We start from the raw sequence: 15328 nt of genomic DNA, 5'->3' as shown, positions 1-15328 counted from the left end.
ATGAACAATATAAAAGATAATAAAATGTTAAAAAAGAATCTTACATTAGCACTTATCGTGGTATTACTTGCAGTTTTACCATTATTTGTTCATAAAAATGCTGAATTTGGTGGTGCAGATGGAAAAGCTAAGGATGCAATTACCGAAATTGATACTAATTATAAGCCCTGGTTTTCTTCCCTTTGGACACCACCAAGTGGTGAGATAGAGAGCTTGCTATTTGCCCTTCAAGCTTCCCTAGGTGTAGGATTTATTTGTTACTATTTTGGATACGCAAAGGGTAAAAAAGAATCCGTAAAAGGAAAGACACATGATTTCAATTGATAAATTATCCTATATATCCCGACTTAGAAAAGTTAACCCAATGGAAAAATTTATATTTGCTATTTTAACTATGCTACTAAGTATATACTTAAACAATATTTTAACATCAGTAATTGTTATAATTCTTATGGGGTTTATAACTGTTTATAAAGGGAAAATACCATTAAATTCATATCTTATATTAATGTTTATTCCACTTGGATTCTTGATAATTGGAGTTATAACTATAGCAATAAATATAGGGGATTATAGTAGTCAAACAATTTTTGGATTTAGTATTTTAAACGTTAAATTTGGATGTACGTCGGAAAGTATTATAGAAAGTATAAAAGTATTATTTAGATCCCTGGCTGCAGTATCCTGCCTATACTTTCTATCACTATCCACTCCTATTGTTGAACTTTTATCTGTATTAAAAAAACTGAAGGTTCCAAAATTATTTGTAGAATTAATGAGTCTAATTTATAGATTTATTTTTATAATTCTTGAAACTGTGAATATGATTTATATATCACAAAATTCAAGACTTGGATATTCAAACCTAAAGACTAGCTATAACTCATTGGGAAAACTCATAGGAGCACTGTTTCTAAGTTCCTATAAGCGTTCTCAAGATATGTATACTGCTCTAGAATCAAGATGCTATGACGGTGACATTAATGTTCTTGAAAATACATATAAAACTTCATATATGAATCTAGTAATGATTATAGTACTACAAATATTTTTAATATTCCTAGCTAGAAATGAAAGCATAAGTGTTGCGGGAGGATTAATTTGGATAAAGAGTATATTTTAGAAACAGTGAATTTGAATTTTAAATATCAAGATGGAACTAAGGCTTTAAATAATATTAGTTTAAAAATAGAGAAAGGGAAAAAAGTATCCTTTCTTGGGGTAAATGGGTCAGGTAAATCAACATTGTTTTTAAATTTTAATGGTGTTTTAAAACCTTCTTCCGGTAAAGTGATTTATGCTGGAAATGAAATAAAGTATAAGGCTGCGTCTCTACAGGCCTTAAGGAAGAATGTGGGGATTGTATTCCAAGACCCTGATAATCAGCTTTTTTCAGCAAGCGTATATCAAGAAGTTTCCTTTGGACCAATGAACTTAAAGCTTAATGAGTCTGAGGTTAGAAGGCGTGTAGATGAATCACTTATAAATACAGGTATGATTGAATTTAAAGATAAAGCGGTTCATTTCCTAAGCTATGGACAAAAGAAGAGGGTAGCAATAGCAGATATCATCGCTATGAACCCAGAAATAATAATACTTGATGAACCCACTTCAAGCCTTGATCCAAAGCATTCAAAACAAATAGTACAGATATTTGATGAACTTAATGAAAAAGGTATGACCGTTATTTTATCAACCCATGATGTTGAACTAGCCTATGCTTGGTCAGATTATATATTTGTTATGAAGGATGGAGAAATAGTTAAAGAAGGTACACCTTACGCAATCTTTTCAGATGATGAATTAATACTTAACGCTTACCTTGAAAAGCCATTAATACTTGAAACCTATGAAGTCTTATGTAAAAATAGAAGTATAGATCCGATTCATAATAATGCGCCTAGAAATAAGGAAGAACTTTTTAAAATTTTAAACAGGCTTAAATAAAATACATAAATCTTCTGGGGGAATGCTACTATGGCTAAATATTATCCAATGATGATTAATATAGAAAATAAAAAATGTTTAGTTGTTGGAGGTGGAAATGTTGCTTATAGAAAAATTGTTGAGCTTATTGAATATGGAGCTAAAGTAACGCTAGTTTCCATGGAATTTAATGAAAACATAAATCTATTAGTTGAAAATAAGAGTATTGTAAATATTGTAGATAATTATAAAAATGAATATATTAAAGAAGCTTATATAGTTATTGCAGCCACTAATGATAGTAGTACTAATTTTCAAATAGCTAAGGACTGCGAGAAAAAAAACATCCTTGTCAATGTAGTAGATGATTTAGAGTGTAGTAGATTCATAGTCCCTGCAAAAGTTAAAAGGGGAGATTTAACTATAACAGTATCTACTAATGGTAAATGCCCCTTTTATAGCAAATTACTAAGAAAGAAATTAGAACTTCAATTTGATGATAGCTACAGTATATTTGTAAATATATTAGGTGGTTTTAGAAAAGAACTCCTTTTGAATGTTAAGTCCAGTTCTAAAAGAAAAGATATAATTGATTCTATAGACGTGGATTACTATATTAAAAGACTCAAGGAAATAGGAGAAGAGGGAGCTCAAAAAGAAATGGAGCTTAGCATCAAAAACTCTTTTAACACTCTTGATGATATTGTAAAAAAAGTTTAAATATACTTTAATTGAATGTGTATTTAAAGTTAATAAGTATGCTAAGTAGCATTTAGGGTAAAAGTAAGAAAAGCACTATTCTAATTTAATGTAGAAGGGTGCTTTTTTAGTTAGTTCCTCAATTACAGTAGTATATTAAAGAGTATTACTTGAAAAAATTCCTTATTTCTTAAATAGTTCTAAATACTCCGCATACCCTTCAGTTTCAAGTTTATTAAAAGGTATAAACTTCAATGAAGCACTATTTATGCAATATCTTAATCCACCTTGTTCACTTGGACCATCGGTGAATAAATGCCCTAAATGGCTGTCACCATATTTGCTTCTTACTTCTGTTCTTATCATTCCATGGGTTACATCCTTATTCTCTTTCACATGGTCTTCTACCAGTGGCCTCGTAAAACTAGGCCACCCACAACCCGAATCAAATTTATCTAGAGAGGTAAATAATGGCTCTCCGCTATTAATATCTACATAAATTCCTGGTTCAATATTATTCCAATATTCATTGTCAAAGGATCTTTCTGTGCTATTTTCTTGACTTACTTCAAATTGAGTAGGAGTTAGTATCGTTTTTAACTCTTCTTTATCTCTTTTGATATATACTTTTTCGTCCATAAAAGTACCTCCTTAAAATTTTTAATACATTAGATAATCTTAAAAAGTATGGAAATACAATTTAACAGTAAGTTATAGGTTATACTTTTCTAATATACCTTCAATAAAACTTCCATTTTCATAGAATAATTCACCATCAGCATAAATCTTTCCACCATTTCTCATATCACAAAGCATATCCCAGTGTAACGTGGATCTGTTTAAACCACCTGCTTCAGGCATTGAGTCCCCAATAGCCAAATGCACCGTTCCACCAATTTTTTCATCAAAAAGCATGTTTCTTGTGAAATTTTTAATACCATAGTTGGTACCTATAGCTACCTCACCAAATCTGCAGGCGCCTTCATCAGTTTCAAGGAGTGATTTAAGTAGGTCCTCGCCTTTTGCGGCCGTTGCGTTAACAACCTTACCACTTTTAACCTCTAAAACTATTCCTTCAATTTCTTTACCCATATATATTCCTGGAAAACTAAAAGTAATTACTCCATCCACGCCATCTTCAACAGGTGAGGTAAATATCTCTCCATCTGGGAAATTTGCTCTTCCGTCACAATTTATCCATTTCCTACCTGTTGTGTTTACTTTTATATCTGTTCCCTCTGAAATAAACTGTAGTCCACTTTTAGTATCAAGGTATTTAACCCATCTTTCTTGCTCTGCACTTATCCTTTTCCATTCTGATACAGGATCCTGCGCATTGAGTAGCCCCGCACCATAAACAAAATCCTCATAATCGCTAAGGCTCATTGAAGCTTCCTGAGCATCTGCATAGGTGGGAAATTGTGTGCCACACCATCTTAAAGAACCATTACCCATTTTTTCAGAATATATTTTTCTCCAACTTGCGGCTCCTTTGGAGGAGAGCTTAAGCTTATCTGCAGCAATTCTTGAATTGGTCTTTGTGTTTCTATTCCCCCAGGCAGAAAGCCATACATCTGCCTTATCTAGCATTGTTTTGAAAAGTGTATTCTCAGCAAGAAGCTGCTCTTCAGTACTATATTTAAGCTTTATTTCTGATACTTCCTGTGAAGAAAGTGAAGTTTCCACATGGGCTCCTGCCTTCACGGCTTCCTTTACCACCTCTACCATCCAGGGGGTTGCAACCTCATCACAGGAAACAAATACAAAATCACCCGGTTTAACCTGAGTAGAATAATTTACAAGTAGTTTTGCAAGTTTATTAAGTCTTTGATCAGCCATTTATAATTTCTCCTTTCGTTGTTAGAGGGTAAACTTAAGAGTGTATATTCTTTTTTGAAGTTACCCGTTAAAAAATATTCATATATACATGGTACCAAATGTTTAAGAAATACTCTAGTTAAATTTGGAGTAAGTCACGAAGGCTTATTTTTAGTTTGAATTTAACTTATTTATAAAAAACAACCACGAAGGTTGAAGACATTGTTTATACAATGTTCTGACTTTGGTGGTTGTATTATGTTGTAAGTTACATTTCTATTAAATAATGCTAGGAGGGTTATTTCTTGCTGATGGATAATCTTCAGAATTAATAATTAACGAAGAATTGCTTATTATTCTTTATATCAAGTACAATCTCATCAATTATATCTTTGATTTGCAGATTTCTTGTTCCCGGTATATAAATGCCATGTTTTTGAAGTGGAAGTATATATTTAGTACAATCCATATTAAATATGGAATTTGAAATTAAGGGCGTAACTTCTCCGTTTATACCACCACTGCATATTATTCCAATTGGTCCGATGATACTGTCAACTTTATTTTTTGTGAAAAATGAGCAAATTGCACTCTCCTCAGTTATACCGAGATTTGCACCAGCTCTTACCATATTTGAAGTAGCAAATTTATTTGTACCAAGTGCAACAATATAAACATCAAGGGCAAATTCTTTACGAATTCTTTTTATAATTGCTTGACCAAGACCTGCCCCTTGTCCGTCTATTACAGCTATTTTCATGACGATACCTCCAAAAGTAGAATTTTAATATAGTCTAATAATGTTTATACACATAAGCATTATTATACTATATTATAAAAATAAATTCTATTTTTAGTCTAAGCAAGATTATAATCTTGCTAGAAAAATAATATTATTATTTTCATATACTGTATTTACTGGAAAAGAATTTTTTATAATAATAAGGATACAATATAATAAGCAGATTATTTTTTAAATTTAGGAGGAATATTATGAACTATCTAAACAAATTAGCAAAAAATATTAAGTTTAACGGAAAGAAACAAAGAATTAACCATATTAAAAGTTATTCTGTTTTAGCAGTATTAGGAGTTGTAATTGGAGGTACTGCTGTAGCCATTTTAACTAAAGGTTGCTGTAAAGAAATAAAAAATATTGATATTAATAATGTAGAAGATAATGAAGAAGAATTTGATGGAGATTTTGGTGGTAATAATGAAGATACAGATAGTAACAGAAATGAAATTAAGGAGACCTTAGAAAAGGTAGATGAGCAATCACTAGGTGATATCGGTGTTGCAATGGAGCATGCAATAGAGGAGTTGGAAGAAGAGGAAAAAAGTGAAAATGAGGCTAAAAATTAATAAAAGTAGCAAAATATTTATCGAAATCTATATACATTTTATGACTTTTACTGTAATATATTCTTGTGTACAAAGTTTTTGCAATATTGAAAAAACAATAATTATTCCAATAAACCTATATATGTTTAGTAATATGGTCTAAATGTTTCTACCAGGTTGCCATAAATAGCCTGACTATGGGTGGTTGTATATAAGATTTTAAGTTATAGGATTATTTTTTAGAGTAATTCTATATTTTAGTATATTTTTGTATAAACTTTCCATTTTGAAATTTCAATTTGGAGGGTTTATATTTTTTGTTTAAGTTAAGTATATTAAAGACGTTATGTCTTTATATAAAATTTTATAAAAATAGGGGGAGTCTTTAATGAAAAAGATCATTGGGTTAATGCTCACACTTATACTAGTTCTAGGAGGAATTCTAACAGGTTGTTCAAGTAAAAGCAATACAGTTACTCCTGATGCTAGTAAAAAAGTAAAGGTAGGTTTTATTTATGTAGGACCTATTGGTGATGGTGGTTATACTTTTGCTCATGACCAAGGAAGATTATTTCTTGAAAAGGAACTTGGCGATAAAATAGAGAAGACAGTATTTAAGGAAAGCGTAAAAGAAGATACGGCAGAGGTTGATAAGGCTTGTGAGGAAATGATTAACAATGGAGTTACAGTTATTATTGGGACAAGTTTTGGATTCATGGATGGAATGGCTAAATCTGCAAAAAAACATCCCGATATAAAATACATGCATTGTTCAGGGTATACACAAGATACTAATATGTCAAATTATTTTGGTAGAGATTATCAAGTTAGATACCTTTCAGGTATTGTTGCAGGAATGAAAACTAAAGCAAATAAAATTGGGTATGTGGCAGCTATGAACATTCCAGAAGTTGTTAGAGGTATAAATGCATTTGCACTTGGAGTTCAATCCGTTAATAAACAAGCAATTGTAAAAGTTACATGGACAAATACTTGGTACGATCCTGCGAAGGAAAAAGAAGCGGCAAAGGCACTTTTAGATGGAGGCGTTGACGTTATTGCTCAGCATCAGGATACAACTGGACCACAAATAGCTGCAGAGGAAAAGGGAGTTTGGTCTATAGGTTATAACTCAGATATGAGCAAAGCTGCGCCAAATGCTTACATGACAGCTCCAATTTGGAATTGGGGACCATACTATGTAGATCAAGTTAATAAAGTTATTGCTGGAACTTGGAAATCAGAAAGCTATTGGGGCGCAATGGAATCAGATAACAGCAAAAGTATAATATACTTAGCTCCACTAACTAAAAATGCTCCAGCTGATGCACAAGCAGCAGTAGATAGTGCTAAAGCAGATATAATTTCAGGAAAGAATAAAGTGTTTGTAGGACCTATAAAGGACAATACAGGTGTTTTAAAAATTAAAGATGGCGAAGTTATGACAGATAAGGACATGCTTAGTGTTGATTGGTTTGTTGAAGGTGTAGAAGGTAAGGTAAAGTAAAATAGAAAAGGGTGATATTATGAGTACTGTTCCACATATATCCATGAAGGGAATAACTAAAGTTTTCGGTAAGGTAGTTGCCAATAATAATATCAATTTAGAAATAAATAGCGGCGAAATCCATGCATTGTTAGGAGAAAATGGAGCAGGAAAAAGTACACTAATGAACATTCTGTCAGGAATTTATATTCCTGACAGAGGTTCTATTTTTGTTAGTGGAAAAGAAGTAAAGTTTTCTGCACCAAAGGATGCTATAAAGGCAAAAATTGGAATGATTCATCAGCACTTTAGATTGGTGGATGTAATGACTAGTTTAGAAAATATAATGCTAGGTCAAAAGACTGGTTTTTTTATAAATAAGAATAAGGTTATAAAAGATATAACAGAGTTATCTAATAAATATGGTCTTGAGGTTGATTTAAATAAAAGAGTATATGATATGACAGTGGGAGAAAAACAAATATTGGAGATACTTAAGGTGGTATACAGAGGTGCTAAAATATTTGTGCTGGATGAGCCTACTACAGTATTTACTCCTCAGGAGACAAAGAAACTATTTAAAATAATGAATAAAATGAAGGAACAGGGTTGTGCCATAGTATTCATAAGCCATAAAATGGACGAGGTTATGGAGCTATCTGATAAGATAACGGTTTTAAGAAAGGGTGAAACCATTGCTACTCTCGACAGAAAAGATACTAATCCTAAAAAATTGGCAGAGCTTATGGTGGGACATCCTGTAGATTTATCTATCAAGAGAGTTAAATACGAAAGCATAGAAAATATTTTAGAGGTTAAAAATCTTAAAGTTCTGGATGAAGAGGGAATACAACGTTTAAAAGGATTGAGTTTTAATATAAAAGAGGGAGAAATACTTGGAATTGCAGGTATTGTTAACAGTGGGCAAAAGGAATTATGTGAAGCACTTGTAGGAATGCAGCCAGTAAAAGAAGGGGAAATAATTTTTCAGGGGGAAAATCTTGTAGGGAAAAACACAAGAGAAATAATTCAAAAGGGTATTAGTATGAGTTTTATTCCAGAAGATAGACTTGGAATGGGGCTCGTTGGGTCTATGGATATGGTAGATAATTTAATGCTTAAGAAATACCATTCTCAAAAGGGATTTTTTATTGATAAAAAACCTGCCATAGAGATGGCAAAGGAAATTATTATAAAGCTTGAAGTGAAGACCCCAGGAATTCATTTTCCTATTAAAAATTTATCAGGAGGAAACATTCAAAAAATATTATTGGGGAGAGAGCTCGCCTCAAATCCTAAGTTGCTAATAATGGCATACCCAGTAAGAGGACTTGATATAAATACTTGTTATACCATATATCACCTAATAAATGAGCAAAAATCTAAGGGGGTAGGTGTAGTCTTTATTTCAGAGGATTTAGATGTTTTAATTCAGCTTAGCGACAGGATAATGGTGGTTTGTAGCGGTGAAATTACTGGAATTGTTAATAGTGATGAAATTACGAAAGAGGAAATTGGATTAATGATGACTGGTCATAAAAATAAGTTGCAGGTAGGATAGGAGGCTAAAGGATGGTAAGGTTTGTAAAAAGAGATGAAATAAGCAAAGGGAAAAGTGTAACCATTAGAATTGCTTCAGTAATACTTGCACTTTTGGTATTTAGTATAGTTATTATACTGATGAGTAAAAATCCAATAGATGTTTATGCATCAATGATAAAGGGAGCTTTTGGTTCGCCTTATTCAATTAGAGAAACTATTAAACTAGCTATTCCTCTTTGCATAGCTGGCCTAGGTATTGCTGTAGCCTTTAAGATGCACTTTTGGAATATAGGTGCCGAAGGTCAAATTATTATGGGGGCATTTGCAGCTTCAGTTTTTGCACTTAAATTCCCAACAATGCCAAAACCAATTTTATTATTAACAATGATGGTAGCAGGTATAATTGGAGGAAGTCTATGGGCACTAATTCCTGCGGTTTTTAAAGCAAGATGGGGTACCAATGAAACAATAGTTACTTTGATGATGAATTATATTGCTATTAAATGGATAGTATTTCTTCAGCATGGACCATTAAAAGATCCTAATGCAATGGGCTTTGCGAAGATAGCGAATTTTAGTGAAAATGCCATACTTCCAGATGTTTTTCAGGTACATATTGGATGGATCATTGCAATAGTTTTAGTTTTGTTCATATTTATTTTTATGAATTATACTAAAAAGGGTTATGAAATTTCTGTGCTTGGAGAAAGCGAAAAGACTGCTCTTTATTCAGGGGTTAACATAAAGAGAACTATAATTATATCCATACTTTTAAGTGGTGGCTTATGTGGGCTTGTTGGTATGATTCAAGCTTCAGGTATCAGCAATACCCTTGCAGACAATATAGGTGGAGGAGTTGGATTCACAGCTATAATTGTAGCCTGGCTTGGGTACTTAAATGCCCCAGTTATTATGGTTGTTTCAATATTGTTTGCTGCGCTTCAGCAGGGTGGATCCTACATCCAAACCTCTTATGGAATACCTGGTGCAGCTGCACTTATATTACAAGCTATGATATTGTTTTTTGTACTTGGTAGTGAGTTTTTTATTAGGTTTGAAATTGATAAAAAAGTAGGTGTTGCAAAATGAACGAGATAATGGCATTTTTAGCTGCAGCAATAGTTGCGGGAACTCCTCTTCTTTTTGCAACGCTTGGTGAAATATTAATAGAGAGAGTTGGTAACCTTAATCTTGGAGTAGAGGGCATGATGCTCATGGGAGCAGTAATGGGTTTTCTGGTAGGGTTAAAAACAGGAAATGTTTTTGCAGCACTTCTTGGAGCTATGGCTGCTGGAGCGTTTGCTGGTTTAATATTTGCTTTCTTAACAATTTCATTAAGAGCTAACCAGGTTGTTACGGGCCTTGCACTAGCTACCTTTGGAAGTGGGTTTTCAACCCTAATAGGAAAGCAACTGGTAGGGCAAACTGCACCAGAAGCTGTAAAAAGTTTTTTTAAACCCTATTCAATTCCAGTAATAAGTGACATTCCTGTTATTGGACCAATATTTTTTAGACAGGATGCTTTTGTTTATCTTGGGTATATTTTGGCAGTGATTATTGGAGTATATTTATATAACACTAGCAAGGGGTTAAATCTAAGAGCAATAGGAGAAAACCCAGGCTGTGCAGATGCAGCAAGTATAAATATTACACTATATAAGTATGTTCATATTTTAATAGGTGGAGCGTTATGTGGACTTGGAGGGGCTTACCTTTCACTTGTGTATATACCTAGCTGGCAGGAAAATGTTGTGGCAGGTAGAGGATGGATTGCTATAGCACTTGTTATATTTGCCGCATGGAATCCCTATAAGGCAATTCTTGGAGCTTTTTTATTTGGTGGGCTTGATATAATAGGCTTTAGGCTTCAAGGAGCGGGAATTCATGTTTCTCAATACCTAGTAGATATGCTTCCGTATTTAGTTACCATAGCCATTCTTGTAATTGTATCTATGAAGAAATCTAAAAGGAATGCTCCACCTAAGAATTTGGGAACACCATATTTTAGAGAAGATAGATGATAAAAATAGAAATTTAGTTTAAATAGAAAATTGGTTACAGTCTCAAAGGGACAGACACTCCGGTCTGCCCCTTTATATTTTTTGAATAAATATTGACATAAGAATTTTATGGGGATATAATATACTTCGTAAGCGAAATATACGTATACGAAATATACGTATACGAAATATACTTAATTGAGTTAATAGAGCAAAATATACTAAAAGGTGGTGAACAAGTGAAAACATTAAATGAGAGTATGGAGGTTGCAAGCCTTTTTCAAGAGGTTATGCAGCTATTTAAACATAGTATGAACAAATTGCTTGAAGAAACAGGTATGTCTGCACCTCAAGGCATGGTACTAGGACTTTTAAGTAAAAAAAAGAAGATTAAGATAACAGAACTTAGTAATCAGCTTTGTTTATCGAATAGTACTGTATCGGGAATCGTGGATAGGCTTGAGAAGCAAGAAATGGTGGTAAGAGAAAGAAGTGAAAGTGACAAGAGGGTAGTTTATGTAAGCATATCACCAAACTTCAAAGACATGCATGAAGCCTTTAATAAGCAATTCCAAAAAAATATTCAAAATACTATGAGTAAAGGAAGCGAAGAGGAACTTCACAAAATTTTTGAAGGATTAAGTACACTTAAGAAACTTTTAAGCGACCAACAAAAATAAAACAATAACAATGAATGGGGATGGTATTAAATGATCAAATTGTTCAGATTTTTAAAACAATACACATTGCAGATATTGGCAATAGTTGTATTGATTTTTACACAAGTACTTGCAAACCTATATTTACCAACATTGATGGCTGATATAGTAGATAAAGGTATAATGCAAAAAGATGTAGTTCAAACTATTTCATTTTTAGGCTTTACAGGAGCTTATAAAGGGGTAGATTATATTATTAGAATAGGTGGTTTTATGCTACTAATATCAGCAGGTGGTGCTATATGCTCAGTTGTAGCTTCATTCCTATCTTCAAGAACTGCTGTGGGACTTGGTAGGATTATTCGTAACAAATTATTTGAAAAAGTTGAAGGATTCTCGCTACATGAATTTGATAAGGTAGGAACTGCTACCCTTATAACTAGAACAACAAATGACGTTACTCAGATTCAAACAGTAACAGTAATGATGTTTTCTATTATGCTTTTTGCTCCTTTAACCGCCATAGGCGGTGTTGTTATGGCTTTAAGAGAGGATACGTCACTAACATGGATCTTTGCTGTTGTAGTTCCACTGCTTGGAATAATTATTGCAGCAACGCTTAAATACGCAATGCCACTATTTAAATTAATGCAAGTGAAAATAGATAAATTGAATCTTGTATTACGTGAAAAGCTTACTGGCATTAGGGTAATACGTGCTTTTAATCGTGTAGATACTGAAAAAGTTAGATTTGATGATGCTAACGCTGATCTTATGGACAATGCTGTAAAGGTGAATAAAATTATGGCGTTTTTATTACCAGTAATGATGTTAATTATGAATGTCACAACAGTTGCTATTATATGGTTTGGTGGTAAAAGAATAGACGCTGGTAGTATGGAGGTTGGTTCATTAATAGCATTTATACAATACGGGATGCAAATTTTATTCGGTTTCTTAATGCTTGCTATGGTATTTATAATGATACCTAGGGCTCAAGCTTCTGCAATAAGAATAAATGAAGTATTAGACATGGAACCAGAAATTATAGATCCAAAGATTTCAATACTAGCTGACAAAAAAAGTGGATATGTGGAATTTGTGGATGTGTCTTTTAGCTACCCAGGTGCAGAGCAACCAGCTATTAGTAATATAAGCTTTAGTGCATTGCCTGGAGAAATAACAGCAATTATTGGTGGTACAGGTTCCGGTAAATCTACCCTTGTAAACTTAATACCACGTTTTTATGATGCAGCTACTGGTTCAGTACTAGTAGATGGTGTAGATGTACGCGAAATGAGTCAAGAATCTCTAAGGACAAAAATAGGGTTCGTTCCTCAAAATACGGTACTCTTTTCAGGAACTATTGCTGATAATATTAAATTTGGTAAAAATAATGCTACTGCTGAGGAAATCCAACATGCAGCTACTGTAGCACAAGCTACAGAATTTGTTAATGGAATGAAAGATGGATATGAACATGTTATTTCTCAAGGAGGAACAAATGTTTCAGGTGGACAAAAACAACGTTTATCTATTGCACGAGCCTTAGTTAGACAACCTGAAATATACATTTTCGATGACAGTTTTTCAGCACTTGATTTTAAAACTGATGCAAAACTACGAGCAGCACTTAAAAAGGAAACAGCGAAATCTACTGTACTTATTATTGCTCAAAGAGTTGCAACGGTTATGGACGCGGATAGAATCATAGTATTAGATGAAGGTAAAATAGCTGGAATGGGAACACATAAGGAACTTTTAACTAGTTGCAAGATATATCATGAGATTGTATCTTCACAGCTTTCAGAGGAGGAATTAGCATGAGTGAAAACAAAAAAAACAGTGGAGCAAGGGGAGGCATGGGTGGCGGCCCAATGGGATCCTTTTCTGGTCCTGTAGTAAAAGCAAAAGATTTTAAAGGTACGTTAAAAAGATTATTAAGTTATTTAAAACCACAAAGAGTTAATTTTATATTGGTATTTATATTTGCAATCATCAGTACTGTTTTTAGTATAGTAGGACCTAAGATTTCAGGAAAAGCTATAACTAAACTATTTGAAGGTATAATGAGTAAATTTGGATTGATTAAGCTTCTTTCGGAGCAGGATAAAATAACAGCGGTAATAAAGGCTAATCCTGCAGCTGCAAAGAGTCCAAAAGTAATTGAGGGCATGGATCAGATTAAAACTGGAATAACTAAAATAATGGATTTAAATGGTGGTAAAATAGATTTTCAATATATAAAGAACATTATTTTATTATTACTAGTACTGTATTTAATAAGCGCACTTTTTGGTTTTCTTCAACAATACATTATGGCTGGAGTGGCTCAGAAAACTGTTTATAATTTGCGTAAAGACGTTGATAACAAGCTTTCAATTTTACCTCTAAAATTTTATGATGCAAGAACTCATGGTGAGATATTAAGTCGTGTAACAAATGATATTGATAATATTTCAACCACATTGCAACAAAGTCTTACGCAACTTATTACTTCTATTGTTACTATCATAGGTGTTATAGTTATGATGCTTACAATAAGCCCTCTACTTACACTTGTGGTTATTTTAACATTGCCACTATATATTGTTGTGACAGCTTTTGTTGCAAAACGCTCTCAGAAATATTTCGCAGCTCAACAAAAGGAAATTGGAGCGCTCAATGGTCATGTAGAAGAAATGTATACTGGCCACAAAATCGTTAAATCCTTTGGACATGAGAAAGATTCAATAGAGAAGTTTAGAAATATTAATGATAGGTTGTACAACTCAGGTTGGAAAGCTCAGTTCATATCTGGGATAATAATGCCTATGATGAGATTTGTTGGTAATATAGGTTATGTAGTAGTTTGCGTTGTTGGAGGTTATTTAGCAACACAAGGAAGAATTACTATTGGTGATATTCAAGCCTTTATCCAATATTCTAGTCAGTTTACTCAACCAATAGTTCAAACTGCAAATATTGCTAATATAATGCAATCAACAATTGCATCTGCTGAACGTGTTTTTGAACTTTTAGATGAAATTGAAGAGTTACCAGATGCTCCGAGCGCTAGAATTATAGAATTACCTAAAGGCGAAGTTAAGTTTGAAAATGTTGACTTTAGCTATAAGGCAGATGAACCCCTTATTACGAACATGAACATTGATGTAAAACGAGGTCATACAATTGCAATAGTTGGTCCAACAGGAGCTGGTAAAACTACCCTTGTTAACTTGCTTATGCGTTTCTATGAGATAGGTTCAGGTAAGATTACAATTGATGGGGTAGATATCAGAGACATAAAACGTGGAGAACTACGTAATATGTTTGGGATGGTACTTCAAGATACTTGGCTCTTTAATGGTACTATAATGGATAATATTGCTTATGGTAAAGATGGAGCTACAAATGAAGAAATTATAGAGGCAGCAAGAGCAGCTCATGCACATCACTTTATTAAGACTCTTCCTGATGGATATAATACAATACTAAATGAAGAGGCTTCAAATATATCACAGGGTCAAAAACAATTGCTTACTATAGCTAGGGCAATACTTGCAAATCCAACTATTATGATACTTGATGAAGCTACAAGTAGTGTTGACTCAAGAACAGAAGTTTATATACAAAGAGCAATGACCGCACTTATGCAAAATAGAACAAGCTTTGTAATTGCTCATAGACTTTCAACAATTAGGGATGCAGAGTTAATACTAGTTATGAATAAAGGAAGTATTATAGAGATGGGGAGTCATAATGAACTTCTTGCTAAGAAGGGTTTTTATGAAGACCTGTATAATAGTCAATTTGCTGGTGCAAATTTAGATAATGAAGTAGTATAAAAGAAAATATAAATAAGGCTATGTTAC

The 15328-nt window shown here is 33.0% G+C and carries 15 protein-coding genes and 1 riboswitch; of the genes, 12 read left to right on the top strand and 3 right to left on the bottom strand.

Annotation, left to right across the window (positions count from 1 at the left end; all coding sequences use genetic code 11):
• Genes KPL50_RS09205 through KPL50_RS09190 form a run of 4 tightly spaced genes read left to right on the top strand, consistent with a single transcriptional unit; the run spans nucleotide 1 to nucleotide 2646 of the window.
• Entirely contained in the window at nucleotides 1-324 is a 324-nt protein-coding gene (locus KPL50_RS09205) for an energy-coupling factor ABC transporter substrate-binding protein (RefSeq protein WP_216298159.1), read from the top strand.
• The gene (gene cbiQ / locus KPL50_RS09200; RefSeq protein WP_216298158.1) at nucleotides 311-1123 is read left to right on the top strand and encodes a cobalt ECF transporter T component CbiQ; all 813 of its coding nucleotides are present in this window, start codon (nucleotides 311-313) and stop codon (nucleotides 1121-1123) included. The genes KPL50_RS09205 and cbiQ overlap by 14 nt, the downstream gene beginning before the upstream one ends.
• Entirely contained in the window at nucleotides 1102-1947 is an 846-nt protein-coding gene (locus tag KPL50_RS09195) for an energy-coupling factor ABC transporter ATP-binding protein (RefSeq protein WP_216298157.1), read from the top strand. Before cbiQ ends, KPL50_RS09195 begins: the two co-directional genes overlap by 22 nt.
• A 30-nt stretch (nucleotides 1948-1977) precedes the next feature.
• Nucleotides 1978-2646, top strand: coding sequence for a bifunctional precorrin-2 dehydrogenase/sirohydrochlorin ferrochelatase (locus tag KPL50_RS09190; RefSeq protein ID WP_216298156.1), 669 nt, complete (start codon nucleotides 1978-1980; stop codon nucleotides 2644-2646).
• 162 nt (nucleotides 2647-2808) lie between these two features.
• On the opposite strand, the gene msrB is transcribed toward KPL50_RS09190, so the two are convergent.
• The 3 genes from msrB to KPL50_RS09175 all read right to left on the bottom strand — a co-directional run bounded on the left by msrB (nucleotide 2809) and on the right by KPL50_RS09175 (nucleotide 5203).
• Entirely contained in the window at nucleotides 2809-3264 is a 456-nt protein-coding gene (gene msrB / locus KPL50_RS09185; protein WP_216298155.1) for a peptide-methionine (R)-S-oxide reductase MsrB, read from the bottom strand.
• A 72-nt stretch (nucleotides 3265-3336) separates the two neighbouring features.
• A complete protein-coding gene (locus tag KPL50_RS09180; RefSeq protein ID WP_216298154.1) occupies nucleotides 3337-4464 on the bottom strand; it encodes an aminopeptidase in 1128 nt (375 codons plus the stop codon).
• Between the two features lie 307 nt (nucleotides 4465-4771).
• A complete protein-coding gene (locus KPL50_RS09175) occupies nucleotides 4772-5203 on the bottom strand; it encodes a DUF3842 family protein (RefSeq protein WP_216298153.1) in 432 nt (143 codons plus the stop codon).
• Nucleotides 5204-5436: 233 nt separating this feature from the next.
• Between KPL50_RS09175 and KPL50_RS09170 the strand changes: the two genes are divergently transcribed.
• The 8 genes from KPL50_RS09170 to KPL50_RS09135 all read left to right on the top strand — a co-directional run bounded on the left by KPL50_RS09170 (nucleotide 5437) and on the right by KPL50_RS09135 (nucleotide 15301).
• On the top strand, nucleotides 5437-5808 hold the full coding sequence (locus KPL50_RS09170) for a hypothetical protein (RefSeq protein ID WP_216298152.1): 372 nt from the start codon (nucleotides 5437-5439) through the stop codon (nucleotides 5806-5808).
• Nucleotides 5809-5903: 95 nt separating this feature from the next.
• Nucleotides 5904-6005: riboswitch (purine riboswitch) on the top strand.
• Between the two features lie 170 nt (nucleotides 6006-6175).
• Nucleotides 6176-7294, top strand: coding sequence for a BMP family ABC transporter substrate-binding protein (locus KPL50_RS09165; RefSeq protein ID WP_216298151.1), 1119 nt, complete (start codon nucleotides 6176-6178; stop codon nucleotides 7292-7294).
• A 19-nt stretch (nucleotides 7295-7313) separates the two neighbouring features.
• Nucleotides 7314-8834 (top strand): ABC transporter ATP-binding protein, encoded by a 1521-nt coding sequence (locus tag KPL50_RS09160; protein WP_216298150.1) that lies wholly within the window; start codon nucleotides 7314-7316, stop codon nucleotides 8832-8834.
• 11 nt (nucleotides 8835-8845) lie between these two features.
• On the top strand, nucleotides 8846-9904 hold the full coding sequence (locus KPL50_RS09155) for an ABC transporter permease (protein ID WP_216298149.1): 1059 nt from the start codon (nucleotides 8846-8848) through the stop codon (nucleotides 9902-9904).
• Nucleotides 9901-10836 (top strand): ABC transporter permease, encoded by a 936-nt coding sequence (locus KPL50_RS09150; protein WP_216298148.1) that lies wholly within the window; start codon nucleotides 9901-9903, stop codon nucleotides 10834-10836. The genes KPL50_RS09155 and KPL50_RS09150 overlap by 4 nt, the downstream gene beginning before the upstream one ends.
• A 218-nt stretch (nucleotides 10837-11054) precedes the next feature.
• The gene (locus tag KPL50_RS09145) at nucleotides 11055-11495 is read left to right on the top strand and encodes a MarR family winged helix-turn-helix transcriptional regulator (RefSeq protein ID WP_216298147.1); all 441 of its coding nucleotides are present in this window, start codon (nucleotides 11055-11057) and stop codon (nucleotides 11493-11495) included.
• A gap of 30 nt (nucleotides 11496-11525) precedes the next feature.
• A complete protein-coding gene (locus tag KPL50_RS09140; RefSeq protein WP_216298146.1) occupies nucleotides 11526-13301 on the top strand; it encodes an ABC transporter ATP-binding protein in 1776 nt (591 codons plus the stop codon).
• Nucleotides 13298-15301: an ABC transporter ATP-binding protein gene (locus KPL50_RS09135; RefSeq protein WP_216298145.1), complete on the top strand. Its 2004-nt coding sequence runs from the start codon at nucleotides 13298-13300 to the stop codon at nucleotides 15299-15301. The genes KPL50_RS09140 and KPL50_RS09135 overlap by 4 nt, the downstream gene beginning before the upstream one ends.
• The last annotated feature ends 27 nt before the right edge of the window (nucleotides 15302-15328 follow it).

The sequence above is a fragment of the Clostridium sp. CF012 genome (assembly GCF_018861755.1).
In the GTDB taxonomy this organism is placed as follows: Bacteria; Bacillota; Clostridia; order Clostridiales; family Clostridiaceae; genus Clostridium_AD.
The sequence above is the reverse complement of the archived record's forward strand: the minus strand, read 5'-3'. Positions and strand labels throughout refer to the sequence as shown.

What these genes read in the sequence shown, in the direction of transcription:
- KPL50_RS09205 (WP_216298159.1), top strand. Translation starts at nt 1, where the DNA reads ATGAACAATATAAAAGATAATAAAATGTTAAAAAAGAATCTTACATTA.
- cbiQ (WP_216298158.1), top strand. Translation starts at nt 311, where the DNA reads ATGATTTCAATTGATAAATTATCCTATATATCCCGACTTAGAAAAGTT.
- KPL50_RS09190 (WP_216298156.1), top strand. Translation starts at nt 1,978, where the DNA reads ATGGCTAAATATTATCCAATGATGATTAATATAGAAAATAAAAAATGT.
- msrB (WP_216298155.1), bottom strand. Translation starts at nt 3,264, where the DNA reads ATGGACGAAAAAGTATATATCAAAAGAGATAAAGAAGAGTTAAAAACG.
- KPL50_RS09180 (WP_216298154.1), bottom strand. Translation starts at nt 4,464, where the DNA reads ATGGCTGATCAAAGACTTAATAAACTTGCAAAACTACTTGTAAATTAT.
- KPL50_RS09175 (WP_216298153.1), bottom strand. Translation starts at nt 5,203, where the DNA reads ATGAAAATAGCTGTAATAGACGGACAAGGGGCAGGTCTTGGTCAAGCA.
- KPL50_RS09170 (WP_216298152.1), top strand. Translation starts at nt 5,437, where the DNA reads ATGAACTATCTAAACAAATTAGCAAAAAATATTAAGTTTAACGGAAAG.
- KPL50_RS09165 (WP_216298151.1), top strand. Translation starts at nt 6,176, where the DNA reads ATGAAAAAGATCATTGGGTTAATGCTCACACTTATACTAGTTCTAGGA.
- KPL50_RS09160 (WP_216298150.1), top strand. Translation starts at nt 7,314, where the DNA reads ATGAGTACTGTTCCACATATATCCATGAAGGGAATAACTAAAGTTTTC.
- KPL50_RS09155 (WP_216298149.1), top strand. Translation starts at nt 8,846, where the DNA reads ATGGTAAGGTTTGTAAAAAGAGATGAAATAAGCAAAGGGAAAAGTGTA.
- KPL50_RS09150 (WP_216298148.1), top strand. Translation starts at nt 9,901, where the DNA reads ATGAACGAGATAATGGCATTTTTAGCTGCAGCAATAGTTGCGGGAACT.
- KPL50_RS09140 (WP_216298146.1), top strand. Translation starts at nt 11,526, where the DNA reads ATGATCAAATTGTTCAGATTTTTAAAACAATACACATTGCAGATATTG.
- KPL50_RS09135 (WP_216298145.1), top strand. Translation starts at nt 13,298, where the DNA reads ATGAGTGAAAACAAAAAAAACAGTGGAGCAAGGGGAGGCATGGGTGGC.